The organism is Paraconexibacter sp. (genome assembly GCF_059438195.1).
This window is the reverse complement of record NZ_JBLKKY010000010.1, coordinates 15762-39242: the sequence shown is the minus strand read 5'-3', so window position 1 is coordinate 39242 and position 23481 is coordinate 15762. Positions and strand designations below refer to the sequence as shown.

Below are 23481 nucleotides of genomic sequence, written 5' to 3'. Positions count from 1 at the left end.
GCCTACCCTAGTTCGGCGCCGACGATCGCGATGAACGACACGCACGTGCCGGGCCGGCCGCCGAGGTTGTGCGTGAGCCCGATCTTGGGATCGTGGAGCTGACGGTCCCCCGCCTCACCGCGGAACTGCGACCAGCACTCGAAGAGCATCCGCAGGCCGCTCGCCCCGACCGGGTGGCCGAAGGACTTCAGCCCGCCGTCCGGGTTGACCGGCAGCCGGCCGTCGAGGTCGAAGTCGCCGTTCAGCGCGTCGCGCCAGGCCTCGCCGCGCTCGCTGAAGCCGAGGTCCTCCATGAGGACGAGCTCGGTCGGCGTGAAGCAGTCGTGGACCTCGGCGAGCGAGATCGCGCCGCGCGGGTCCTCGATGCCGGCCTGCGCGTAGGCGTCCTGCGCGCAGTGGACGACCTCGTGGAAGGTCGTGTAGTCGTAGGAGGGGTCGATCGGGCCGCTCGCCGGGCCGGCGCACATCGCGAGGGACTTCACGTACATCGGCGTGTCCGTGTAGCGATGGGCGTCCTCGGCGCGGACGATGAGCGCGCACGCGGAGCCGTCGGAGACGCCCGAGCAGTCGAGGACCCCGAGCCGTCCGGCGACCTTGCCGGCGCCGGCGGCGATCTTCTCCTTCGCGATCTCCTTCTGGAACTGCGCGCGGGGGTTCTTCGCGCCGTTGACGTGGTTCTTCCAGGCGACGTGGGTCATCGCCTCGCGCATGTCGTCCGGGTCGACGCCGTACTTCTCGCAGTAGGCGGGGTCGAGGAGGCTGAAGGCGGCGGGTGCGGTGAGAGCGATCTCCGGGGCGGTGCCGTCGCTCGCGACGTTCGAGCGCACGAGGCCGGAGTAGCCGGAGTCCTTGAGCTTCTCGACGCCGACGGCCATCACGGTGTCGTAGGCGCCGGAGGCGACGGCGTAGCAGGCGTTGCGGAACGCCTCGGACCCGGTCGCGCAGAAGTTCTCGACGCGGGTGACGGGCTTGTAGTCGATGCCGAGCGGCTTCGAGAGGACGAGCCCGGACTGGCCGGAGCTCATCGTCCCGAGCCAGTACGCGTCGACGTCTGCCTTCGTGATGCCGGGCGTGCTCGCGAAGCACTCCTGCGTCGCCTCCACGAGGAGGTCGTCGGCCGACTTGTCCCAGTGCTCGCCGAACGGCGTGCAGCCCATCCCGACGATCGCGACCTTGTCCTTGATGCCCTTAGACGCCATGGGTCGGCCTCGCCTTCCAGAAGTAGTTGTGGACGCCGCCGGTCGTGTAGAGGCGGCGGAACGTGAGCTCCATCCGCGTGCCGATCTCGACCTCCTCGGGGCTCGCGTCGGTCACCTCGAGGGTGTAGCGGCCGCCGCCGTCGAAGTCGACGACGGCGTCGATCATCGGCGGCGCCGGAGAGAAGGCGAGGCGGTCGACGGTGTACGTCGCGACCCGGCCGTCGCGGTCGGAGAGGCGGGCGCGCTCCATCTCGTCGACGGCCCCGCAGCCCGCGCAGACGCGGCGCGGAGGGACGTGGACCTGCCCGCAGGCGGTGCAGCGCGTCCCGACGAAGCCGAACTTCCAGGCCTCGCCGCGCTGCGACGGCGGCGCGGCGGGACGCTCGGGCTCGGGACGGCGCGGCGGCTCGCGATCCAGCAGACCGCGCCACGTGAGGTACGTCGTGTACGAGATCTCGCGGCCGACCGAGGCCTGCTCGGCGACCGGGGCGCCGCGGCGGGCGGCGTCGATGCCCTCGCCGACGCGGAGGACGAGCGCGTCGGCGCCGTCGGAGGCGACGACGAGGAGGATCGTCTCGCCGGGCGCGGCGCGGTCGAGGACCGCGGCGAGGCGGACGCCCGGATCGGCCGTGCCCGCGTAGCCGATCGGCGGGGCCTCCTCGGGGTGCGTCGCCGGCAGCGCCTTCTGCGCGCTCTGGGCCGCGCGCTGGTGGGCGCAGGAGACGATGACGTGGTCGGGCGTCCCGATGCCGGCGTCCTCGAGGGCCCGCGCGGCGACGTCGGCGATGAGCGGCGCGTAGACCTCGAGCCCGAAGCGCTCCTCCCACTGACGCGAGGCGCTCTCCCCCGGGAGCCGCCAGCGGTCGAGGAACTCGGCGGTCGTCGAGGCCTGCGCGACGATCTCGGCCGCCGGCCGATCGGCGTCACCGAAGAGGAACGCCGCGGCGGCGTCGCCGCCCGCGCGCTCGTCGGCCGAGCCGGGGAGCCCGGTCCGGAGATCGGCGAGGACCGCGAGGCCGCCCGTCGCGGCGGCGGTGCGCAGGGCGCCGACGGCGCTGCGGGCCGAGCCGGCGGCGTCGACGGCGAAGCCCTCGTGCGGGAGGTCGAGCGCGACGTGGATCGCCGAGGCGTTCGTCTTGTCGAGGTAGGGCGGGGCCGTCGTCGCGAAGACGAGCGAGCCCGGGACCGGGCGCTCGCCCTCGGAGCCGTTGACGATCGGCCGCGCGGCCTCGACGCCGAGGGTCGTCGCGTCCTCGTCGTAGGAGGCGACGGCGCGCACGCCCTTCCCCCCGCCTCCGCCGAGCGCGGAGCCGATCTCGGCACCGGTGAGCCGGTGGCGCGGCACGTAGGCGGCGTAGCTGACGATCCCGTGACCCATCCGTCCTCGAATCAATCGTACTGCCCGGACACTCTGTCCGAGGGTATAGCATCGGCGCGTGACCGAGCGTTCAGGCCAGGACATCCGGCTCTCCGTCGAGGACGGCGTCGCGCACGTCGAGCTCCATCGGCCCGAGAGCCTCAACGCGTGGACGCCCGAGCTGGGCGGTGAGCTCACCCGCGTGCTCCGGGCGGTCGGCGCCGACCCCGAGGTGCGCGCCGTCCTCGTGAGCGGCGCCGGGCGCGCGTTCAGCGCGGGCGCGGACGTGAAGATCCCCCGCGAGTACACGCCGGAGGGCGACATCGACCTCCACACGCGCCTCGAGCGCTACTACAACCCGGCGATCCTCGAGCTGAGGACGATGCCGAAGCCCGCCGTCGCCGCCGTCCACGGCGCCTGCGCCGGGCTCGGCGTCTCCCTCGCGCTGGCGTGCGACCTCGTCCTCGCCGCGGAGTCCTCCTACTTCCTGCTCGCGTTCGTCCACATCGCCGTCGCGCCCGACGGCGGCGCGATCCCGCATCTCGTCCAGCGGATCGGCCCGGCGCGCACGGCGCAGCTCGTCATGCTCGGCGAGCGCCTCCCGGCCGCGACCGCGCACGAGTGGGGCATCGTCAACGCCGTCCACGCCGACGACGCGGTCCACGCCGAGGCGCGCGCCACCGCCGAGCGCCTCGCCGCGTCCCCCACGGTCGCCCTCGCGACGATGAAGGACCTCATCCGCGAGAGCGCGTCCCACGGCCTGCCGGAGATGCTCGCCCTCGAGGCGCGCCTGCAGCAGCGCCACGCGACGACCGAGGACTACGCGGAGGGCATCGCGGCCTTCAAGGAGAAGCGCAAGCCGGCGTTCCGCGGGCGGTGACCCGGGCACTCGCCCGCCCGCCGCCCCGCCTGGCGAGGTGTGACGTCAGAACCTCGCTTTCCGAGATTCATCCGTCACACCTCGTCGGGGTGGACGAGTGCCAGCGCTGCGAGGACGTCGGCGACGACGACCGCGGGGCGGTGGACGACGTCCTGCCACGTGAAGCGGAGGATCCGCCAGCCGGCACGCATGAGGAGGCGGTCTCGCTCGCGATCGAGCTGGAACTGGAGCTTCGTCCCGTGCGTCGCCCAGCCGTCGAGCTCGATGCCGAGCCGCTGATCGCGGTACACGAGGTCCACGAGGAGCGGCTGCCCACCGCGGACGAGGACCGGAGCGTTGATCTCGGGCGCGGGCAGCTTCGCCTCCTCGACGAGGAGGTGAGCGAGCCGCTCGAGGAAGCTGCGGTGGTCGGCCGGCGGGACGAGGAAGGGGACGAGGGCCCGTCGCAGCTTCGGGAGCCCGGCGCGACCACGCGCGTCGGCGAGCGCCGCATCGAGCGCGGTGAGATCGAGGAAGCCGGCGCGCTCGACGACGTCGAGCGCGCCTTCCAGCTCCGCGACCGTGAGATCGCGCGCGAGGTCCGTGAGCGTCCTCGCAATCGAGGTGGCCCGCAACCCGGCCGCGTTCACGTCGATCTCGTCCTCCGCGAGCCGACGGGTGCGCCGGACGTCGACGCCTCGGAGCTCGAGCGGCCCCTGCAGGACGACGACCTCCGGGACGAGCGGCCACGATGCGAGGCCGCGGACGGCGAGCGAGCTGCGGCGCGCGACCGCTCCGCGATCGCCGACGGCCAGGGCGGCGGCCCACGTCTCGCCCTCGGCCGACAGTCCGGGACGACCGTAGGCGTACACCCCCCAGTGACGCTCGAAGAGCTGACCGCTCTCCAGTCGCCGCGTGATGCCCGCGGCAGAGAGCCCGGCCGCGCGCAGCTGACGGTGACCGACCGCACCGCCCTGGAGGTCGGCGGCGCGCCCGGCACGCTCCCAGGGAGACGGGTCTCGGCGGACGCGACGGCGTGGCATGCCGCGAGCGTCGCCGCCGCACGCCCCGGACGGGGCCGATGTCGCCGCTTCTCCTGGGGTGTGACGTCAGAACCCCGCATTCCGAGGTTCTGACGTCACACCTCGCGCGGGGGCGCTCAGTCGCGCGCGTAGAGCGCGCCCCAGACGACGTCGGCGAGGCCCGTGGCGATCTGGTCGATCTTCTTCGGCGTCGCGCCCGGGCCGAGCTGCAGCGTCGTGCGCTCGATCATCCAGCTCAGCGCGGCCGCCGTCGCGGCGGGGTCGACCTCGCGGACGGTCCCGTCCTTCTGGCCGCGCTGGATGAGCTTGCGGACCGCGGTGACGAAGCCCTCGACGCTCTCGCGGTACATGTCGCCGACATCGGGGTCGTAGACGGCCGTCTCCGCGACCGCGACCATGACGACCTCGTCCTCGTGGAACGCGTCGAGGATGCCGCGCATCGCGTCCTTCACGAGGTCGTAGGTGACGCCGTCCCGCGCGTCGAACCACGGCCGCGCGCCCTCGTAGAACGTCCGCAGCGTCGACGCGCCGATCGAGCGCAGGAGCGCGCCCTTGTCCTCGAAGTAGACGTAGAACGTCGACCGCGCCATCCCGGCCTCGGCGACGAGGCGCTCGACGCTCAGCTCGGTGAAGCTCTCGCCCTCCGAGACGAGCGCCGTGATCGCCCTGCGCATCCGCGCCTCGATCTCGCTGCGGCGGTCTGCGCGCGCGGCCTTGCTGCGGCGTGTCGTCGATGCCATGACGCGGCATCGTACAGGCTGTCCGGACAGCGACCCGGACGGGCCGGGCTCAGTCCACCGCGGGCCGCTCCTCGCGCCAGCGGAAGGCGCTCGGGTCGAGCAGCGGCTCGAGGCCGCCCTTCGGCAGCCAGGCGAGCGTCTCGAGCTCGAGCGCGTCGAGGTAGCCGACCTTCCCCGTCTTGAGGTCCTCGATCCGCAGCCGCGCGTCGTTGCCGTCGTGATCGATGCTCAGCCGCACGGAGGCGAACTCGCTCTCGACGACGTCGTCCATCAGATGAGGAAGGAGAGCGTGTGGATCGGACGGTCGTTGTCGACGAGGACGACCTTCTTGCGCACCATGCGCAGGTCGCCGTCGACGCGGCGCAGGACGTACTCCGAGCGCCCCGCCCAGAACGTCGTCCCGCGCTCGCGGCTCTCGACGACGAGGAAGTTCGCGCCCGCGGCGATGTCGTCGGGCAGCTCCGGATGAGGGTCGAGCAGCTCGACGTTCGACACGAGCCGCCGCAGGTCGGACGGCGGCGTCTGCGAGTGCCGCTTCCCGGTGTGGAGCTGCTTGATCCGCGTCGCGATGCGCGACCGGTTGTCGAACAGGATCGACATCTGCTTCGTCGGATCGATGTCGGCGCCGTTGGCCGGGACCCAGTAGAGGGCGTCGTCGGTCCACAGCGACTCCCAGTCGTCGTAGCGACGCTCGTCTTGGAACCGCGCCTCGCGGTAGATGAACTGCTCGACCTCCTTGAGCAGATCGACGTCGAGCGCGGTCGTCATGCGCCTGCCTCCATGAGCGAGCGGTAGTGGCGCCAGATCCCGCGCTGCGGGACCTCGTCCGTGTTGTTGCCGATGAGGAACCCGTTCTCGTCGCGCCGCTCGCGGTGCGTCCCCCGCTTGATGACGAGCCACTCCGGCCGCAGGGCGGTGACGCCGCGCTGGTTGCGCTCGTACATCTCGGTGTCGTCGGCGAGGAGGAAGCCGGCGGGCCCGACGGAGCCGATCGTCTGCTGGAGCAGGCGCCGGTTCATGTCCTCGCAGCCGGGGAACTGCACGGCGGTCGAGTGCTGGATCGTCTCGTCGACCGCCGTCGGCTGGAGCACGAACATCTGGATCTCGGCGATGAAGAGGTTCGGGAAGACCATGACGTGCGGCGCGCCGTCGATGAGGACCTCGCGCGCCTTCTCCGCGCCGTAGGCCGCCTCCATCTTCGCGACGTAGCCGGGGACCTTCTCCGGCTTCGTCCCGAACCAGTAGAGGGGCTGGCCGATCCGGCGGAACTCCGGCCGCAGGTCGTTCTCGGTGTGCCCGTTGCCGTAGTCGCGCGACACGGCGATCGACTTCTCGTCGTAGAGCGCGCCGATGCCGCTCTCGGCCACCTCGAAGATCGACGAGTGGACGAACTGCGGGTGGTACCCGTCCGTCTCGTTCTCGAGCATCATCTTCCAGTTCGCCTTGGTGCGGTGCTTGAGCCACCCCGCGCTCACCTCGACCTCGCCGGTCGGGGACAGGGCGCAGAGCCGGTCGAAGGCGTCGCGCGCCGGGCCGAGGTGCTCGAGGAGCGTCGGCCCCTCCTCCGCGAAGGACCCGAAGACGAAGCCCTTGTAGATGCCGATCCGCGCGACGCGCCCGAGGCCGAGGTCCTTCTTCGCCTCGCGCCCGCCGTACCCCGAGTTGAACGGGTAGCCGAGCAGCCGGCCGTCGTTGGCGAACGTCCACCCGTGGTAGGGGCAGCGGAAGGCGCTCGAGTTGCCCTGCGCCGCGTCGCAGACGAGGTTCGCCCGGTGCGTGCAGCGGTTGAGCAGGAGGTGGATCTCGCCCTGCTTGTCGCGGGTCATGATCACGGACTGCGGGCCGATCGACTTCACGACGTAGTCGTTGGGCTCGGGCACCTCGCTGACGTGACCCACGTAGACCCACGTCCGGTACCAGATGCGCTCGAGCTCGGCCTGGTAGACGGCCGGATCGGTGTAGAGCGACCCGTGGACGCGGTCGTGCTCGATGAGCGCGTCCCAGTCCGGGGTGCGGGATTCGACGAGGCTCATGGCGCCAGGCTAGCACGTCTCGGGACAGCTCGACCGGACAGAATGTCCGACCTCCTGCCCCTCGATCGCGATCGCGCCCCGCTGCGGGCGCGGCCCGGGTCTTCGCGACTCACCCCCTGATCTTCGTCACCTCCGCGGCCGTCTTGTTCAGCTTCGCGATCCTCGCCGGCCCGAGCTTCCACGACGTCCTTGCACGGACGGCGACGTCCGTGGAGACCGACGCGTCGAAGCCGCGGAACGTCGTGCAGCGCTTCGCCGTGCGCCGCACGAGCGCGATCCCGTCGCTGCCGCGGACCTTCACCTCATAGGCCTTCGCACGGGCGACCGAGTTCCAGCAGACGCGCACGCCGTCGCCCTTCCGGCTCACCTGGACCCCCGACGGACGGGGCACCGCCGGCGGAGCGGGCTGCTCGTAGCGCGCCTTCTTCAGCGCGATCTTGCGCACCGGGACGCCGCCCTGCTCGATGATGGCGTGGAACCGGCGGACTCCGGAGGTGCCGACCTCCTCGGGGATCGGGAACGACCCCGTGCCGCCCTTGCCGGACCTCGTCCTGCCGACCTCACGCGTGTACGTCCGGGCCTGCTCGATGAAGCGCACGACCTGCCCGCGCGCCGCGCCGACCTTGTACTCGAGCCGCCGCTTCCCGTTCTTGCGGACGACCTTCGCAGTCGGCGTGAGCGAGGTCGGGAGCTTCTCGCGCGTCTGCACGGTCGTGAACGGGACCGAGCCGGGCCGCGCCTCGACGGTCCAGCGGCCGCGCTGCGCCTTCGGCACGGTGATGATCGTCGTCGGCTCGAACCCGGCCTGGACGCGCGGCAGCCCCACCGCCGGAGGCCGCCCCGGGGCGTCGGCCGGCCCGGCGGGGTCGTACCCGAGCGGGACCGGCGTCGCGAGCTGCTGCGGCGGGATCGCGTCGGCCACGAGGACGCGCGTCTGGGTCCTCGGGTTGAAGTCCCTCGCGTTCGTCACCACGGATCCGTCGGCGCGCAGCACGGTCATCCCGGGCTTGTCGGGGACGGTCACCGTCCGACCGCGAGGGCCGCGGAGCACGACCCGCGGGGCGCGTCCCTGCGTGCCCTTGAGCTCGAAGGCGAGCGGCCGCCCGGCCTGCTGCGCGGTGACGTTCACCGCCGCGCTCGCCGCGGCCGCGAGCGGCGCTCCTCTCCCCGAGCGGGTCCGCACGTCGATCGGGGAGACGAGGCTCGCCGCCGAGCGGATCCGGATCGACGTGAAGCGATCCCAGTCGCACCCGCCGAAGAGCTCGACGCTCTTGCCCCACGGGTAGATGAAGCCGCCCGAGAGGACGAACGCCTCGGCGCACGCGCCGACGCCCTTCGAGGAGACGAGCGCCTGCACCTTCACGCAGGCGGGACACGCGAGGTAGGCGATCTCGACCTTGCCGCCCACCTCGAACGCGAAGTCGGGCTCGACGATGAAGTAGCCGAACGCCTCACCGCCGATCCGGTACGGGCCGGAGTACGTCGGCGAGATGCCGAACTGCGCGCCGATCTCCAGATTGTCGTCGCCGGTGCGGAAATCGAGACCGCCGTTGACGTCGAACTCCTCGACGAGCTTCAGCTCACCGCGGACGGCGACCCACGTCTGGGCCTTCTTCGTCGGGATGCCGACGCCCTCGATGTCGACGCCGAACTCCTTCGTCTTGATCGCGCAGCCGACCGTCTTCTTGCCCTTGTCGAGGACGGCGACGAGCACGCAGACGTTGAATCCCACGATCTCCTTCTGCTTCTTGTCGCCGGGGCCCTGCGCCGGTGGGAACCGGCCGGCGAGCTTGCCCTGGATCGTGAAGTTCCCCGGGGCCCGCTGGACCTGCGCGGCGAAGCAGTCGAGCTGGACCGGCCCGAGGATGATCGGCGCTCCGCTCACGCGCGCTCCCGCGAACTCGAAGCCGGTGAAGTCGCCGATGCGCAGCCCCGCCGGGCCCACCTTCGTGCCGACGTCGGCGCAGCGCAGCGACGTCGACGTGCCCTCGGGGGGAGGGGGCTTGAACGGCGCGGCGAGATCGAAGGTCTTCGCGCCCATCGGGATCTTGAAGAGCCCGGCCCCGTACCAGCCGTCCGCGGGGTAGTGCGCGAGCCGGAACGTCTCGATGCCGAGGGGCCCGAGCGTCTTGCCGCTGAGGTCGAGCTCGAAGTCGGGTTCGGCGCCGGCCTTGACCCCCTTCTCGTCGACGGCCTGCGCGGCCTTGACGGGCGGGCCGTGACCGCCGAGGACGACCGGGGAGGTCCCGTCGCCGGTGATGACCTCGTTGAGCCCGATCCCCTCGCTGCTCTTCGTCGCGCTGGGGACCGCCGCCCCGTTGAAGAAGGCGCTGCGGCTCGGCGAGAGGTGGAGCCGGCCGCCGACGAGCCGGAAGCCGCTGAGGTCGACGTTCGGGGAGCCCTCGAGCGCGACCAGCCGCGAGGTCTTGCCGGGGACGTCGGGGTGGCTCTTCTGGCCGGGGATGACCACCATCCCCGCGCTGCGCCCGGCGGGGAAGCTGCGCGTGAAGAAGCCCTCCTTGTAGAAGAACTCCCAGTTGAGCGGACCGCCGTCCGTCGAGCGGACGCTGCCGTTCGTGTTGACGACGACCCGGCTCGAGTCCTCGTCACCCACGCGCCGCACCACGACGCCGTTGAGCGACAGGAGCGCACCGGTGCGGGGCCGCCAGTCGTTCGCGGCCTTCGGGTCGTCCTTGACGAGGCAGCCGGTGACGGCCGAGGACGAGAAGGGGTCGATCGCGTTCGCGCCGGCGACGGTGAAGGCGCGGAACGGGATGCCGCGCGTCGTCAGCGGCTCCTTCTTGCACACCGAGACGGTGACGTCGCGGCGCACGGTGACGAGGTAGGGGATGAGGACGCCCTTCTCGACGAGAGCAGGGACGTCGGCGTCGCCGCCGACGATCGTGATGCCACCGAGGAGCTCGGCGAGCTTCTCCTGGTAGTCGGGGTCGCCGTCCTTCGGGAGCTTCGTCTTGTCGAGGGCGAAGCGGCGCGCCACCATCGTGATGGTCCGGCGTCCCGCGGCCTGAGGGCCGTAGTTGTGCGCGACGACCGGCGCGACGACCGCGTTGAGGTCGCGGGTGAGGTCGCCGCGGCCCCCGCCAGCCGGCTCGATGACCGTGCCGTCGCCGAGGTCCCAGCGCACGGTCTGGGTGGCGAACCGCAGGCAGACTTCCTCGATCTGCCTCGTGGTGGCCTGCGCGGCCTTCGCCTTCCCCGCCGTCTTGATCGTCACGGCGCCGACGCCCGCGTAGGCGGCCGGGTCGAAGAGCTTCTCGGGAGCCGGGTAGGGGAGGTCGAGGACCTGCGTGGCCGACGGCTTTCTCGTCGCGAAGCCCTTGCCCGCCTTCACGCGCGCGACCTCGAAGCACATCTTCGAGCTCGCGGTGGCGTTCTCGAAGGTCTCGACGTCACCGATGATCGCCTCGGGCGGACCGGCGATCGCCCCGCACTCCATGACGGCCGCGACGCACACCGCCGCCTGGGAGAGCGTGAAGGGCTTCGTCGCGGCGCCCGGCTTCTTCCCGAACAGCGCGCCGCCCGCCCCGCTCTTGCTCACGGGGATCTCGACGCGGACGACGCGACGCGCGCCGTCGGCGGCCACCGCCGTCACGTCGACCTTCTTCACGCCCGCGGACGGGAAGCGCGTGGAGTACCGAGGCGCCGCGGTCGCGGCCGCGTCGGCGAGCGCGATCTCGATGGGCGCGCCCGACGACGCGGACGCCTTCGCCCCACCCGCCCGAGGCCGGCGCAGGGTCAGCCGGCGCTCGCGCGCGGCGGCCGCCGGCCGGCGGTCCGCCATGCGTAGAACAGCGGGCGGAAGCCGCGCTCGCCCCGCTGACGCAGGCGGATCGTCACCTTCTGGCCGGGCTTCGGCCGGGCCGGCGTGACGGTGACCTGGGTGAGGACCGGACGACCGACGGCGATCGGCAGCTCGCCCGTCGCCGTGCCGCCCGGACCGGTCGCGCGCACGCGCACGACGGTCGCCCCCGGCCGCCCGAACGACGTCTCGAGGACGGGCGAGGCCCCTGTGCTCCGCGCGAACGCGCCGCTGCCGTCGACGTCCCAGTCGTAGCGCGTCACCGCGCCGGTGAAGGTCGCCGTGTACGTGGCGGGCTCGGCGACCGTCACCGAGGTGGGGCCCCGGACGCCCCCGTCGCCGGGGGGAGGCGGGGCGGGAGCGGCCGGCGCCGGGGCCGCACCGGGGCCGGCACCCGGGCTCGGAGCGGGGTCCGGGGCGGGGGACGGCGCCGGATCGGGTGCGGGGTCGGGGGCCGGTGCGGGGACGGGCACCGGCGCGTCCTCGATCTTCGCGACGAACGCGTCGCGCATCCCGCCCGACGTCGGCTGGACGACCCCGGGCGTCGTCGTGAAGCCGTCGGTGCCCCCGGTGACGAGCGCATGGCCGTCGGGGCTCGCGGCGAGGCCCGCGATGCTCGAGGAGCGCTCCGCGGCGTCCGGCAGGCGCAGGTCGTCGATGCGCTCCGTGAGCGCGCGGTCGAGCCGCTCGACGACGGGCACCTCGAAGAACCCGCTCTCACCGATGGTCCTCGGCACGTCCTCCGTGCGTCCGACCCACAGCCGTCCCGGACCGGCGAGCGCGATTCCTCCGACGGCGTCCCCGCCGTCGCCGCCGAGATACGTCGAGGCGACCCGCGCGCCGTCCCCGACCTGCAGGGCCGCGACGAAGCCGTCCGAGGGTCCGCGTCTCGTCGCCTGGATCGGGGCGGCGAGCGGGAAGTTCGCCGAGGCGGTCGTGCCCGCGACGTAGGCGCGTCCGGTCGCTGCGTCGAGCCGGACCACGCGGCCGCTGTCGTCGTCCGCGCCGCCGAGATACGTCGACCACGTGAGGGCGGGGCCGTCGATCCGAGCGGCCCAGGCGTCCTGCCCGCCCCCGTTCGCCGTCTGCGCCTGGGGTCCGGCGGTCGGCAGGTTCGTCGAGGTCGTCGCTCCCGTCACCAGCAGGCCACCCGTGCCCGGGACGACGTCGACGCCGAGAGCGCGATCGATACCGCCGCCCCCGTAGCAGGTCGCGAGCGTGGTTCCCAGTTCGCCGGGCAGCAGGCGCGTGACGAACGCGTCGTCGCTCCCGAGGCCGCAAGCCTGCTGCGCGTCGACGCCGTCGAGGTTCGACGTCGTCGACCCGGCGACGACGGCCGCGTCCCCATCGGCGGCGATCGCGCTGCCTCGATCGGTCCCGGATCCGCCGAGATACGAGGACGTCTTCAGCGCCCCGTCCGCGCCGAGCCGGGTGACGAACGCGTCGGTGCCGCCCTGGGCGACGGTCGAGAGGTTCGTCCGCCTGAGCGCGAAGGGAGTCGTCGGGAAGTCGGCCGACGTGGTGCTGCCCGTCACCGCGACGTCGCCGCTCGAGAGCACCGCGACCGCCAGCCCGAAGTCGTTGCCGGAGCCGCCGAGGTAGGTCGAGAACAGCCGGGTCGACCCGTCGGGCGAGAACTTGGTGACGAAGGCGGTGCGAATGCCGCCCGGGTTGGTCGACTGCGCCGCACCCGCGGTGACGGGGAGGTCCGGCGAGCCGGTCGAGCCGACGACGACGGCGGCGCCCTGCGCATCGACGGCGAGGCCACCCCCGCTCTCTCCCGCCGACCCGCCGTGGTAGGTCGCGTAGAGCACGACCGGATCGATGACGAGCGGACGCGAGCGGTCGTAGTCGCCGACCGCGAAGGACACGTCCCGGCCCTTCAGCACGAAGCGGCCTGGCACGCGGGCGCGGCCTCCCTCGGTCTCCTGGAAGACGACCGGCCGCCGCTGCGTGAGCCGGCCGGCGGGCGTGGAGATCGCGAGCGCGCCGTCACCATCGATGCGTGGCCTGGCGGCGCCGCCGACGCGGAGTCGCACGGCGGATGGGTTCGACCCCGGTGCGACGACGAAGTCGTACTCGAGCGCCCCTCGCTCGGAGTGCACGTGCAGATCGACCCCGGGCCACACCTCGTCGTAGCGCACGCGGCCGTAGGTGGGGACGTCGGTGCGCCAGCGCGCCGGGTCGTCGCCGCGGTAGTCGTGGATGACGCCGGCGAGTCGGCGATCCGCGGTGGGGGCGAGCCCCCTGCGCGCGCCCGGGAGGGCGAGGCGAACCCGGTCCTCCGGCGCACCACCGCGCGAGAGGGCGAACGTGAGGGCGCGATCGCCGAGCAGCAGCGTCGCTCCGCTGCCGCGCGCCACGTACCGGGCGTCGGGGTCCGCCGCAGACGCGGGCTCGAAGGCGACGGGCGCCGTCGGGCCGGCGGAGAGCGCCGCGTCCTCGGTGCTTCCGCAGCCTCCGAGGGCCGCGACCGCGAGAGCCGCCGCAGCGGCGACGGCGGGAGACCTCCACGGTGCGTGCGACATCCTGGCGCCTTTCATGCGCCGAGATTCTCATAACCGGGCTGATGCCGACCCGGATTTCAGGGTAGACCTGAGATCGCCCCGACGGGGCTCAGCCGACCATCCCGACGGAGAGCCCGCCGCTCACGTTGAGCGTCTGCCCGTGGACGTAGTCGGACCCCGGCGAGCAGAGGTAGTAGATCCCGCGCGCCGCCTCGTCCGCCGACGCGCCGCGCCCGAGCGGGATGTGCGCGGCGAGACCCTCGCGCGCGGCCTCCGGGAGGTCGGCCGTGAGGCGCGTCTCGATGAGCCCGAAAGCGACGGCGTTGACGTTGATCCGCAGCGCGCCCCACTCCTTCGCGAGCGCGCGCGTGAGGCCGACCGCCCCGCCCTTCCCCGCCGCGTAGGCGACCTGGCCCGCGTTGCCCATGACGCCGGCGAGGGAGACGACGTTGACGACCTTGCGGAAGACCTCACGGCCCTCGGCCAGGTCCTTCTTCGCCGGCTCGCGCAGGTGCGGCGCCGCCGCCCGCAGCAGGCGGAACGGCACGACCGTGTGGATGTCGAGCATCGCCTGGAACTGCTCGTCGGAGATCTTGTGGAGAGGGCCGTCCCAGGCGTAGCCCGCGTTGTTGACGACGATGTCGAGCTTGCCGAACGTCTCGACGGCGTGCGCGACGAGGTCGTCGCACGCCCCGTCGGCAGTGAGGTCGGCGACGTGCGCCGAGCCGTCGGTGGCGAGCGAGCCCGCCACCGCGCGCGCCTCGTCACCGTCCCTGTCGCTCACGACGACGTGCGCGCCGGCGTCGGCGAGCATCCTCGCCGCCTGCTCTCCGATGCCGCGACCGGCTCCCGTGACGATCGCGACCTTGCCGTTCATCTCAGCCATGGTCGGACACACTATCCGGTCATACTGTCCCCTGTTACTGTGGACAGCCTGTCCGATCGAGCTGGAGGAGCCATCGCATGACGCCCACCGCGACCGACGTCGACCTCGCCGGGATCGACCTCTTCGACATGAAGTGGCACGCCGACGGGCCGCCGCACGAGCTGTTCGCGCGGATGCGCGCCGAGGCTCCCGTCCGCTGGAACCCGCTCCCCGACGGGACGGGCTGCTGGTCGGTGACGAAGCACGCCGACGTCTCGGCGATCAGCCGGGACACGGAGACGTTCTCCTCGCACCAGGGCGGGATCTTCCTGCACCCCGACCAGGTCGTCTCGATCGACCTCACGCGGAACCTCCTCCTCTACATGGATCCGCCGCAGCACACGAAGTACCGGCTCCTGCTGCAGAAGGCCTTCACGCCGCACACCGTCGCCCAGATGGAGGACGACATCCGCGCCCGCGTGACGAAGACGATCGACGAGGTCGTCGAGAAGGGCGAGTGCGACTTCGCCCAGGACATCGCGGTCCCGATCCCGCTCGGCGTCCTCACCGAGCTCATGGGGGTCCCCGAGGAGGACATCGCGAAGTTCTACGAGTGGACCGAGCACATCGAGGAGGCGCAGCGCTCGCCGGAGCCCAACGCGGCCGCCGAGGTCTTCGTCGAGATGGCCGGCTACCTGCACCAGCAGATCGAGCGCCAGACGCAGGAGGGCATCGAGGACTCCCTCGTCATGAAGCTCCGCCGGGCCGAGGTCGACGGCGAGAAGCTGTCCGATCCCGAGATCCTCGTCTTCTTCGGCCTCCTCGCGTTCGCCGGCAACGACACGACCCGCAACACGCTCGCGACCGGCATGGAGACCCTGCTCGCGCACCCCGACCAGCTCCAGGAGCTCGTCGACGACCCGTCGCTCATCCCGAACGCGGTCGAGGAGATCCTGCGCTACACGAGCGTCGTGCAGTGGTTCAACCGCACCGCGACGAAGGACACCGAGCTGCGCGGCGAGCAGATCAAGGAGGGCGACCGCGTCGTCATGTGGTACACGAGCGCCTCGCGCGACGAGGAGGTCTTCGACGATCCGCAGACCTTCGACATCCACCGTGACAAGCCCGACCACAAGGCCTTCGGCGGCGGCGGCCGCCACTTCTGCCTCGGCGCCGGCCTCGCGCGCGCGGAGCTGCGGATCGGGCTCGAGGAGATCACCCGCCGCATGAAGGGCCTGCAGCGCGCCGGCGACGTCGAGCGCCTGCCGTCGCACTGGGCGCACGGCCTCGTCCACATGCCGGTGAGCTTCACCCCGGGCGACCGCGAGTCCGCCTAGGTCCCGCCTCTTTGCATCTCGACGGCCAACGGCGGCCGTCGAGATGCAAAGTCCGGCGCGCGCGCTCAGCGGCGCAGTGTGGCGAACGCCTTCTCCATCCGCTCGGTCACGTCGGGGTGCCAGATGACCTCGCGGTACATGCTCGTCTCGAACGAGAGCGCGCTGATCGGGTCCATCGCCGGGGAGCGGAGGATGAGCTCCTTGTTGAACATCGCCGACTTCGTCGTCGTCTCGGCGATCTCGCCCGCGAAGGACGTCGCGGCCGCGACGACGCCGTCGTCGACGAGCCGGTCGACGAGCCCGATGCGCAGCGCCTCGTCGCTGTCGATCCGGGTGCCCGAGAGGGTGAGGAGCTTCGCCTGGCTGAGGCCGATGATCTTCCACAGCGGCGAGAAGTACGGCGTGAGGCCGAACTTGATCTGCGGGTAGCCGAAGACCGCGCCGCGCGCGCCGAAGCGGATGTCGCAGAAGACCGCGATGTCGAGGCCGCCGCCGAGCGTGGGACCCGCCACCGCGGCGATCGTCGGCTTCGGGTAGTCGAGGAGCTGACCGTACGCGCGCAGGCAGAGGTCGCCGTACTCGAACCGGGTGTCGTCGGTGAAGGTCGACTGCAGCTCGAGGTCGAGGCCGGCCGAGAAGACGTCGTCGCCGCCCGTGACGACGACGCACGCGACGTCGTCGTCGGTCCGCCACTCGATCAGCTGGTCGGTCATCTCCGTGAAGATCGCTGGGCTCAGCGCGTTGCGGCGGTCGGGCCGGTCGAACCGGATCGTCCCGATTCCGTCGGCGACGCTCGCCTCGATGTCGGTCCAGGAGCTCATGCGCGACCTCCCGCGAGCGAGACGAGGTAGCGGCCGCCGAGCTCGCCCCGGCGCGGCGGCAGCAGATCGACCTGGCGCATCATGTCGACGATCTCGTACGACGACAGGTACTGCGCGAGCTTGCCGTCGACGAACCGCAGGAAGATGTCGCAGCCGTGCGTGTCGAACCGCTTGCCCGAGTCGACCCCGGGCGGCGGGCCGCCCTGCTGGCGGAAGAGGACGACGCCGCGCGTGCCGTCGGGATCGAAGAAGCGGCCGATCTCCTCGAACGACACGTCCGGCATGACCCTCCAGATCTGATCGGTGTAGCGACGCACCCCCTCGATGCCGTGGATGACCTCGGGCCAGAAGACCCGGTCGTCCCACTCGATGTCGTCGTGCAGCAGCGCGAGGACCTCGTCCGTGTCGTGCGAGTTCCATGCGGCGAGCCAGCGCGACGCGAAGTCCTCGAGGAACGCGTGGCGCTCGGCGAGCGCGCTGTCGGGGGCGATGGCGGGGTCGGGCGGCACGGGCTCCTCCTGCGGTCGGGCGACTGAATAGATCAAAAACTCTATTACGTGCCGCCCGACGTTTCCAGTCCGACCGCATCGAACTCGACATGCAGTATGAACTCGGTGTACAGTCGCGCCACGGAGACGCCGTCGCGGGACGGCAGGAGGGAGGACGGGGTGAAGGCCGCGCTCGACCCCACGCGCACAGGCCGTCGGCTGCACGACAGGGACGCCGCTCTCATGCGGCTCTCCGCGGCCCTCCTGCGCGTCGAGCTCCGAGAGGGGCACGTCGTCGTCGTCGAGGGCCCGCCCGGCATCGGCCGCTCGCGCCTGCTCGACGAAGCCGCCCGGCTCGCCGGCAGCGCCGGCCACGCCGTCCTGCGCGCCCGCGGGACGGCGCTCGAGGTCGGACACGCCCTCGGCGTCGTGCGCCGCCTCGTGCCCGACGCCTTCGCCGACGGCGACGCGGCGCACGACCGCTTCGCGCGCTACGCCGCGATTCAAGCGCACCTCTGTGAGCTCGCGCGCGAGCAGCCGCTCGCGCTCGTCATCGACGACGTCCAGTGGACCGACGACGAGTCGGCGGCCGCGCTCGACTACATCGCCGAGCGCATCGCCGAGCAGCCCATCGCCGTCGTCGTCGCGATGCGCACGGGAGATCCCGCGGGCGACCGTCCGGCGATCCGCCATCTCCTCCACCGCGCGCAGGCCGACTCGCGCGTGCGGCCGGCGTCCCTCGGCGCCGACGCCGTCGCCCGCTGGACCGAGGACGTCGCAGGCACCGAGCCGGACGCCACGCTCGTCCGCGCGATCCACCGCGCGACCCGCGGGGTCCCCGCCCTCGTCGACGCCGTCCTCGGCGCGCTCGACACGAGCCGGGGCGGGCTGCGCGACGCCGACATCATCGGGACGCTTGCGCCGGAGGCGGTCGGACGCGACGTCGCGATGCGCGCCGCCGCCCACGGCGCGGAGGCGGTCGCTGTCCTCGAGGCCACCGCCGTTCTCGGTGAGGCCGCGACCCCCGCCCGGGTCCGGCGCCTCGCCGGCGGCGAGGCGGGCGCATTCGCCGCGCTCGTCGAGCGCCTCGTCGCCGCGGACCTCCTGCGCCGCGACCGTGAGCGCCTCGTCTTCGCCCAGCCCGTTCTCGGGCGGGCGCTGGGCCGCGCTCTGCCGCCCGGCGACCGCCCGCGGCTGCACGGCGCCGCCGCGCGCCTCCTCGCCGCCGAGCAGGCCGATCCGGAGGTCGTCTGCGCCCACCTCCTCGATGCCGAGCCCGTCGACGAACCCTGGGCGCTCGCCGCGCTGCGGGCCGGAGCGCGCGAGGCCGAGCGCCGCGGTGCCCCCGCGATCGCGGCCGCCTCTCTGCGCGCGATGCTCGACCGCCTGCCCGCCGAGGACTGGCCCGCCGACGTCCTCATCCGCCTCGGCCGCGCCGAGGCGGCGAGCGGCGCGCCGACGTCGACGCATCGCTTCACGCAGGCCCTCGAGCGCGTCGACGACCCCGCCGAGCGCGCCGCCGCGTTCGGCGCCCTCGGCGAGACGCAGTTCCGTCACGGTCGCCAGTCCGACGCGGCAGAGACGTTCCGGCGTGGGTCGGAGGACCTCCGCGACCTCGCGCCAGACCTCGCGCTCGACCTCGAGGCCTCCTACATGTGCGCGGCGCTCTATGTCGACGGCATCCACGATGCCGCGATGGCGCGACTCGAGGCGATCGCCGAGGACATCGGCATTCGCGCGACCCTGCGCACGAGCGAGCGGATCCTCCTCTCGGTGCTCGCGCTCCACCGCGCGATGACGACGCCGCCGGCCCGCGACGCCGCCGACATCGCCCGCCGCGCGCTCGGAGACGGCGGCCTCTTCCACGAGCCGCCGTCCGTCCTGCTCGGCGCCCACATCGCCGCGTTCGCTCTCTCCTGCTGCGGCCAGGCGGCCGAGGCCCAGCCCCACGTCGCCGCGGCGTGCGCGTCGGCGGCGGCCACGGCGGATGCTCCCGCGCTCGCCGAGTTGCGCGTGACGAGCGCGATCATGTGGTGGGCGCGCGGCCGACTCGACGAGGCCGCCGACGACGCGCGCGCGGCGATCAGGGAGACCTCTCACCGGCCGCTGGGCTTCGGGCCGATGGCGCACGGCATCCTCGCCCAGGTCCTCATCGAGCGCGGCGACCTCGACGGCGCGCGTCGCACGATCGACGCCGCGCTCGACGGCGCGATGGCGCCCCCCGAGATCCCGGGGCCGAACGCGTGGCTCTTCTTCGCACGCGGCCGCCTGCACCTCGCGGAGGGCCGTGCCGACGAGGCGCTCGAGGATCTCCTTGCGGTCCGCGCGGCGTTCGGCCCGTACTCCGCCGTGAGCCCGGGGCTGCTGCCGTGGCGCTCGACGGCGGCGCTCGCGGCCGCCCGCGTCGGCGGCGAGCACGTGCACCTCGTCGACGAGGAGATCGCGCTGTCGGAGCGGTTCGGGCTCGACGTTCAGCTGGGGGCGGCGCTCTGCGCGAAGGCGCGGGTCTCACCCGACGCGGACGCCGCGGGGCTGCTCACGCGGGCCGTCGACATCCTCGAGCGCTGCGATCACCCGCTCGAGCTCGCCCGCGCCCTCTGCGACCTCGGGAGTGCGCACCGCCGGGCGGGTCGGCGCCGCATCGCGCAGGACCACCTGCGCCGTGCCGTCCAGATCGCCCACGAGTGCGGAGCCGCCGAGCTGCAACGGCGCGCCGAGGAGGAGCTGCGTTCGTGCGGCGCCCGCCCGCGACGCGTCGCGGTGACGGGAGCCGACAGCCTCACCCCGAGCGAGGAGCGGATCGCGCGGCTCGCCGCCGCCGGCCGCTCGAACCGCGACATCGCCGACGAGCTCTACCTCACGCGCAACACCGTCGCCTGGCATCTGCGCAACACGTACCGCAAGCTCGCGGTCGGCTCACGCGCCGAGCTCGCCGGCGCCCTCGGCGACGCGTAGCGCGCCCGCGTCCGGCTCGTGCAGGACGGCGCGGCGCATCGCGACGAACATCGCGACGAACCAGATCGCGAACACGCCGACGGCGACCCAGAAGCCGAGCAGGCCGTCCCAGGCGAGCGCGCCGTCCCGGAAGAACGGGATGAAGCCCGCGGGGACGAGCAGGACGGCGACCCACACGTTGACGTAGCCGAGCCAGCGCGGCAGGACGGGCGTCGCGGACCGGTCGGCGAGGATCGCGAGGCCGATGAGCGCGTACTGGAGGCAGAAGGGCTGGACCGGGGCGAACGTCATCACGAAGCCGACGTCGTTGAACGCCTGCACGATCTCGGCCGGCTGCTCGGGCCGGTAGGCGACGATCGCGAGCATGAGGAAGTTCCACGCGAAGAACGCGATTCCGAAGAGGCCCATCGCGAGCTGGGCGACCGAGAACAGCGGCCCGGCGGTGCCGACGCGGCGAAGCGTGATCGCGACGGCGACGGCGAAGAGGACGTAGAGACACCCGCCCCACACCGCCATGAGCAGCCCGAGGCGCTTGAGATCGGTGTCCGTCTGCCAGAGCGCCTGGACCTCGGTGGCGGACAGCTCCGGGGAGGGCGGCGGAAGGAAACCCGCGAAGCCGCAGAACCCCGCGAGAACGAGGACGATCGCGACCGGCCCGCACCACATGAGCGCGAGGTGGAGGCGTGCGGGCACGTCGAGTCCCTGTCCCGGTCCGCCCATCAGCCGACCCCGACGACGAGCCAGACGACGAGGAGCGCGCAGACTCCAACCGTCCACGCTTCGTAGAGGAGGCGGAGCGGCCCGCGGAGGTGACGCACCTCCATGAACTCGCTCATGACGATCCGCACCTTCACAAACGCGATGACGAGGACGGCGGCCGACGCACCCGTCGCGGCGTCCCCGTCGTCGGCGCCGAGGACCGCGGAGGCGATCGTCGCGACCACGAGGAGGCCCCAGGCGACGACGGCACGGCTGGTGGGCGCGCGCAGGGACATCAGCGCACGAGGTAGAGGAGCGGGAAGAGCACCAGCCAGAGGAGGTCGACCATGTGCCAGAAGCACGCGCCCCCATCCACGTACGCCGCGTCGATCGACGCGGTCGCGCCGCGTCGGAGCCGGTGGGCGAGGAAGGCGAGGACCGCGAGGCCGATGAGCACGTGCATGAGGTGCAAGCCGGTGAGGGTGAAGTACGAGGTGAAGAAGGCGTCCTGCTCGACCACCACCCCCGCGCGCCCCTTGTCGACGTACTCGGCGACCTTCACGACGACGAAGGCCACGCCGAGCCCGGCAGCGGCGAGGACGAGCCGCCGCGCCCGTGCGAGCTCCCGGGCGCGGAAGGCCGCGACGGCGAGGACGACGACGAGCGAGCTCGTGAGGAGCAGGAGCGTGTTGGCGGCGCCCGCCGCGACGCTGAGCGTCTCCTGTGAGCGGCGGAAGACCTCGGGCTCCTGCGCGAGACCGTCGAGATGCGCTGCGAAGAGGAGCGCGAACACCGCGAGCTCGCCGAGAACGACGATCCAGAGGCCCGTCTCGGTGGCGGGGCGGCGAGCACGAGCCGGCTCACCCGCTCTCACCGTCTCCCGCGTCGGTTCCACGTCGTCGTTCTACGGCGAAGGACGGTACGCGCGCGCCCTCATCCCATGAGGGTCTTTGCGTCGTAAATAGATCAGACGCTACATTCATGCCACCAGTCCCGGTGAGAGGAGAGCCCGTGTCCGACCCCCGATACCTCCGCACCAGCGTCGCCGACGCTGTCGCGATCGCGCAGCTCGATCACCCCGAGAAGCGCAACGCGCTCGGCTGGGAGCTCCACCACGAGATCATCGCCGCGCTCGACGCGTGGCGGCACGACGACGAGGTCTCGTGCGTCCTCTTCATCGGGACCGAGGAGATCTTCTGCGCCGGCTGGGCCCTCGACGTCCTCGACGGCATCACCGCCGAGGACCGGCGGCGGTTCACCGACCTCGCGCTCGAGCTCATGGTCGCGATCGAGGACTTCGGGAAGCCCACCGTCGCCGCGGTTGCCGGGATGGCCCCGGGCTACGGCATGGACATCGCGAACATGTGCGACGTCACCGTCGCCGCCGAGAACGCGGCGTTCGGCTCCACCCAGGTGAAGTACGGGATGAACGGCTACTACTTCGGCCTCCAGAAGAAGATCGGCGCGGGGGCCGCGCGACGCCTCTTCTTCACCGGCGACCCGGTCGACGCCCACGAGGCCTACCGGCTCGGCCTCGTCGACGTCCTCGTCCCGACCGGGACGCTCCGTCAGCGCGCCCTCGAGCTCGCGCGCCAGATCGCCGAGATGGGCCCCGAGATGGCCGTCGTCCTCAAGGAGGTCGCGCTCCGCGCCCAGAACATGGACCACCTCGGCGCGCTGCACTACGAGCTGCGCGTCACTCACGATCTCACGCAGCGCGAGACGTTCCGCGACCGCACGCACCGCGGCCTCGCCCGCATCCGCGCGGGCGACAGCGCCGCGACGGAGCGGCTCGGGAGCGGTCGGTCCTGAGCCGGTCAGCCGCCCAGGCCGCTGCGGGTCCCCGCGCCCCAGCGGTCGGGGTGCAGCGGCTCGAGGACCGACGGGTCCGCGCCGAGGAAGGCGGCGACGTCCTCGTCGGACCACGCGCCCTCGCGCCGCGCGGACGCCGCTGGCCGGGGGTGCGTCCACACGGTGAGCTCGCGCCCGTCGAAGTGCAGGACCTGGCCCGTCACCGCGCGCGCGACGTCGGAGAGGAGGAAGGCGACGAGCGGGACGACGTCCTGCGCCGGGCCGAACGGCACCTGCGCATCGTCGCCGCCGCGCTCGCGCATGAGGTCGACGACGGGCTGCGTCATGTCGGTGAGCGCGACCGGGTAGAGCGCGTTGACGCGAATTCCGTCCCGAGCGAGCTCGAGGCTGAGGGCGCGGGTCATCGCGATGAGCCCGCCCTTCGCGGCGGCGTAGTTGCTCTGCCCGACGAGCCCGAAGAGGGCGCTGCCGGACACGACGTTGACGATCCCGCCGCCGCCGGTCTCGCGCATCGCGCGGACGCCGGCCCGGCTCAGCGCCCACGCCCCGCGGAGGTGGACCGCGACGACCTCGTCGAAGTCCTCGCCGCTCATCTTGCGCAGCGTGCGGTCGCGCGTGAGTCCCGCGTTGTTGACGACGAGGTCGACATGGCCGAAGCGCTCGATGGCCGCCGCGACCATCCCGTCGGCGACGACCTCGTCCTGGACTGCACCGGGGACCGCGGTCGCCGCGCCGCCAGCCGCCTCGATCGCCGCGACGACCTCGGCGCAGCGCTCCGGGTCGCGGCCGTTGACGACGACCGCCGCGCCGCGCGCGGCGAGCCCCTCGGCGAACGCGCGGCCGAGACCCCGCGTCGAGCCGGACACGACCGCGACCTTGCGGTCGGACGAGCTGGTGGACGACACGGGGCGGCAGGCTATCGAGCATCGCCGTGCTCCCGCCAGCG

At 72.8% G+C, this 23481-nt stretch carries 20 protein-coding genes; 4 read left to right on the top strand and 16 right to left on the bottom strand.

Translation table 11 applies throughout. The features are described 5' to 3' along the window. Positions 1–2 precede the first annotated feature (2 nt). Positions 3–1199 (bottom strand): acetyl-CoA acetyltransferase, encoded by a 1197-nt coding sequence (locus ACME2J_RS05545; protein ID WP_495543886.1) that lies wholly within the window; start codon positions 1197–1199, stop codon positions 3–5. Further along, the gene (locus tag ACME2J_RS05540) at positions 1189–2577 is read right to left on the bottom strand and encodes an OB-fold domain-containing protein (protein ID WP_495543885.1); all 1389 of its coding nucleotides are present in this window, start codon (positions 2575–2577) and stop codon (positions 1189–1191) included. The genes ACME2J_RS05545 and ACME2J_RS05540 overlap by 11 nt, the downstream gene beginning before the upstream one ends. 58 nt (positions 2578–2635) lie before the next feature. Between ACME2J_RS05540 and ACME2J_RS05535 the strand changes: the two genes are divergently transcribed. Continuing rightward, the gene (locus tag ACME2J_RS05535; RefSeq protein WP_495543884.1) at positions 2636–3436 is read left to right on the top strand and encodes an enoyl-CoA hydratase/isomerase family protein; all 801 of its coding nucleotides are present in this window, start codon (positions 2636–2638) and stop codon (positions 3434–3436) included. A gap of 74 nt (positions 3437–3510) precedes the next feature. Here the strand turns inward: ACME2J_RS05535 and ACME2J_RS05530 are convergent, their stop codons facing one another. The 8 genes from ACME2J_RS05530 to ACME2J_RS05495 all read right to left on the bottom strand — a co-directional run bounded on the left by ACME2J_RS05530 (position 3511) and on the right by ACME2J_RS05495 (position 14444). Next, the gene (locus tag ACME2J_RS05530; protein WP_495543883.1) at positions 3511–4458 is read right to left on the bottom strand and encodes an endonuclease domain-containing protein; all 948 of its coding nucleotides are present in this window, start codon (positions 4456–4458) and stop codon (positions 3511–3513) included. Between the two features lie 116 nt (positions 4459–4574). After that, positions 4575–5198: a TetR/AcrR family transcriptional regulator gene (locus ACME2J_RS05525; RefSeq protein ID WP_495543882.1), complete on the bottom strand. Its 624-nt coding sequence runs from the start codon at positions 5196–5198 to the stop codon at positions 4575–4577. Positions 5199–5247: 49 nt separating this feature from the next. Continuing rightward, positions 5248–5469 (bottom strand): hypothetical protein, encoded by a 222-nt coding sequence (locus tag ACME2J_RS05520; RefSeq protein ID WP_495543881.1) that lies wholly within the window; start codon positions 5467–5469, stop codon positions 5248–5250. Continuing rightward, positions 5469–5966 (bottom strand): aromatic-ring-hydroxylating dioxygenase subunit beta, encoded by a 498-nt coding sequence (locus ACME2J_RS05515; RefSeq protein WP_495543880.1) that lies wholly within the window; start codon positions 5964–5966, stop codon positions 5469–5471. The genes ACME2J_RS05520 and ACME2J_RS05515 overlap by 1 nt, the downstream gene beginning before the upstream one ends. Beyond that, a complete protein-coding gene (locus tag ACME2J_RS05510) occupies positions 5963–7231 on the bottom strand; it encodes an aromatic ring-hydroxylating oxygenase subunit alpha (RefSeq protein ID WP_495543879.1) in 1269 nt (422 codons plus the stop codon). The genes ACME2J_RS05515 and ACME2J_RS05510 overlap by 4 nt, the downstream gene beginning before the upstream one ends. Before the next feature lie 109 nt (positions 7232–7340). Beyond that, a complete protein-coding gene (locus ACME2J_RS05505; protein ID WP_495543878.1) occupies positions 7341–11033 on the bottom strand; it encodes a hypothetical protein in 3693 nt (1230 codons plus the stop codon). Further along, positions 10988–13579, bottom strand: coding sequence for a DUF7948 domain-containing protein (locus tag ACME2J_RS05500; protein WP_495543877.1), 2592 nt, complete (start codon positions 13577–13579; stop codon positions 10988–10990). The genes ACME2J_RS05505 and ACME2J_RS05500 overlap by 46 nt, the downstream gene beginning before the upstream one ends. 88 nt (positions 13580–13667) lie before the next feature. Then, complete coding sequence (locus ACME2J_RS05495) at positions 13668–14444, bottom strand: SDR family NAD(P)-dependent oxidoreductase (protein WP_495543876.1); 777 nt, start codon at positions 14442–14444, stop codon at positions 13668–13670. Between the two features lie 77 nt (positions 14445–14521). On the opposite strand from ACME2J_RS05495, the gene ACME2J_RS05490 reads away from it, so the two are divergent. Continuing rightward, on the top strand, positions 14522–15760 hold the full coding sequence (locus tag ACME2J_RS05490) for a cytochrome P450 (RefSeq protein WP_495543875.1): 1239 nt from the start codon (positions 14522–14524) through the stop codon (positions 15758–15760). A 65-nt stretch (positions 15761–15825) separates the two neighbouring features. Here the strand turns inward: ACME2J_RS05490 and ACME2J_RS05485 are convergent, their stop codons facing one another. Both ACME2J_RS05485 and ACME2J_RS05480 read right to left on the bottom strand, forming a co-directional pair. Next, positions 15826–16581: an enoyl-CoA hydratase/isomerase family protein gene (locus ACME2J_RS05485; RefSeq protein ID WP_495543874.1), complete on the bottom strand. Its 756-nt coding sequence runs from the start codon at positions 16579–16581 to the stop codon at positions 15826–15828. Further along, positions 16578–17090: a nuclear transport factor 2 family protein gene (locus tag ACME2J_RS05480; protein ID WP_495543873.1), complete on the bottom strand. Its 513-nt coding sequence runs from the start codon at positions 17088–17090 to the stop codon at positions 16578–16580. The genes ACME2J_RS05485 and ACME2J_RS05480 overlap by 4 nt, the downstream gene beginning before the upstream one ends. A gap of 96 nt (positions 17091–17186) precedes the next feature. Here ACME2J_RS05480 and ACME2J_RS05475 point away from each other — a divergent pair, with 96 nt between their 5' ends. Then, positions 17187–20024: an ATP-binding protein gene (locus ACME2J_RS05475; protein ID WP_495543872.1), complete on the top strand. Its 2838-nt coding sequence runs from the start codon at positions 17187–17189 to the stop codon at positions 20022–20024. On the opposite strand, the gene ACME2J_RS05470 is transcribed toward ACME2J_RS05475, so the two are convergent. From ACME2J_RS05470 to ACME2J_RS05460, 3 genes are read right to left on the bottom strand one after another with little or no spacing between them, the layout of a single operon-like run. Then, entirely contained in the window at positions 19986–20717 is a 732-nt protein-coding gene (locus tag ACME2J_RS05470) for a hypothetical protein (RefSeq protein ID WP_495543871.1), read from the bottom strand. The two genes, ACME2J_RS05475 and ACME2J_RS05470, sit on opposite strands and share 39 nt — an antisense overlap. A 26-nt stretch (positions 20718–20743) precedes the next feature. Then, positions 20744–21019 carry a cytochrome C oxidase subunit IV family protein gene (locus ACME2J_RS05465; protein ID WP_495543870.1) on the bottom strand — a complete coding sequence of 92 codons (276 nt, stop codon included), beginning with the start codon at positions 21017–21019 and terminating at the stop codon, positions 20744–20746. Continuing rightward, entirely contained in the window at positions 21019–21618 is a 600-nt protein-coding gene (locus ACME2J_RS05460; RefSeq protein WP_495543869.1) for a cytochrome c oxidase subunit 3, read from the bottom strand. Before ACME2J_RS05460 ends, ACME2J_RS05465 begins: the two co-directional genes overlap by 1 nt. Before the next feature lie 116 nt (positions 21619–21734). Between ACME2J_RS05460 and ACME2J_RS05455 the strand changes: the two genes are divergently transcribed. Continuing rightward, the gene (locus tag ACME2J_RS05455) at positions 21735–22535 is read left to right on the top strand and encodes an enoyl-CoA hydratase/isomerase family protein (protein WP_495543868.1); all 801 of its coding nucleotides are present in this window, start codon (positions 21735–21737) and stop codon (positions 22533–22535) included. Between the two features lie 5 nt (positions 22536–22540). Here the strand turns inward: ACME2J_RS05455 and ACME2J_RS05450 are convergent, their stop codons facing one another. Continuing rightward, entirely contained in the window at positions 22541–23440 is a 900-nt protein-coding gene (locus ACME2J_RS05450; protein ID WP_495543867.1) for an SDR family NAD(P)-dependent oxidoreductase, read from the bottom strand. Positions 23441–23481: the final 41 nt, after the last annotated feature.

Coding starts and splice junctions, on each gene's coding strand:
- ACME2J_RS05525 (WP_495543882.1), bottom strand. CDS start 5,198: ATGGCATCGACGACACGCCGCAGCAAGGCCGCGCGCGCAGACCGCCGC.
- ACME2J_RS05475 (WP_495543872.1), top strand. CDS start 17,187: ATGAACTCGGTGTACAGTCGCGCCACGGAGACGCCGTCGCGGGACGGC.
- ACME2J_RS05495 (WP_495543876.1), bottom strand. CDS start 14,444: ATGGCTGAGATGAACGGCAAGGTCGCGATCGTCACGGGAGCCGGTCGC.
- ACME2J_RS05545 (WP_495543886.1), bottom strand. CDS start 1,199: ATGGCGTCTAAGGGCATCAAGGACAAGGTCGCGATCGTCGGGATGGGC.
- ACME2J_RS05505 (WP_495543878.1), bottom strand. CDS start 11,033: ATGGCGGACCGCCGGCCGGCGGCCGCCGCGCGCGAGCGCCGGCTGACC.
- ACME2J_RS05520 (WP_495543881.1), bottom strand. CDS start 5,469: ATGGACGACGTCGTCGAGAGCGAGTTCGCCTCCGTGCGGCTGAGCATC.
- ACME2J_RS05515 (WP_495543880.1), bottom strand. CDS start 5,966: ATGACGACCGCGCTCGACGTCGATCTGCTCAAGGAGGTCGAGCAGTTC.
- ACME2J_RS05490 (WP_495543875.1), top strand. CDS start 14,522: ATGACGCCCACCGCGACCGACGTCGACCTCGCCGGGATCGACCTCTTC.
- ACME2J_RS05500 (WP_495543877.1), bottom strand. CDS start 13,579: ATGTCGCACGCACCGTGGAGGTCTCCCGCCGTCGCCGCTGCGGCGGCT.
- ACME2J_RS05465 (WP_495543870.1), bottom strand. CDS start 21,019: ATGTCCCTGCGCGCGCCCACCAGCCGTGCCGTCGTCGCCTGGGGCCTC.
- ACME2J_RS05540 (WP_495543885.1), bottom strand. CDS start 2,577: ATGGGTCACGGGATCGTCAGCTACGCCGCCTACGTGCCGCGCCACCGG.
- ACME2J_RS05530 (WP_495543883.1), bottom strand. CDS start 4,458: ATGCCACGCCGTCGCGTCCGCCGAGACCCGTCTCCCTGGGAGCGTGCC.
- ACME2J_RS05485 (WP_495543874.1), bottom strand. CDS start 16,581: ATGAGCTCCTGGACCGACATCGAGGCGAGCGTCGCCGACGGAATCGGG.
- ACME2J_RS05510 (WP_495543879.1), bottom strand. CDS start 7,231: ATGAGCCTCGTCGAATCCCGCACCCCGGACTGGGACGCGCTCATCGAG.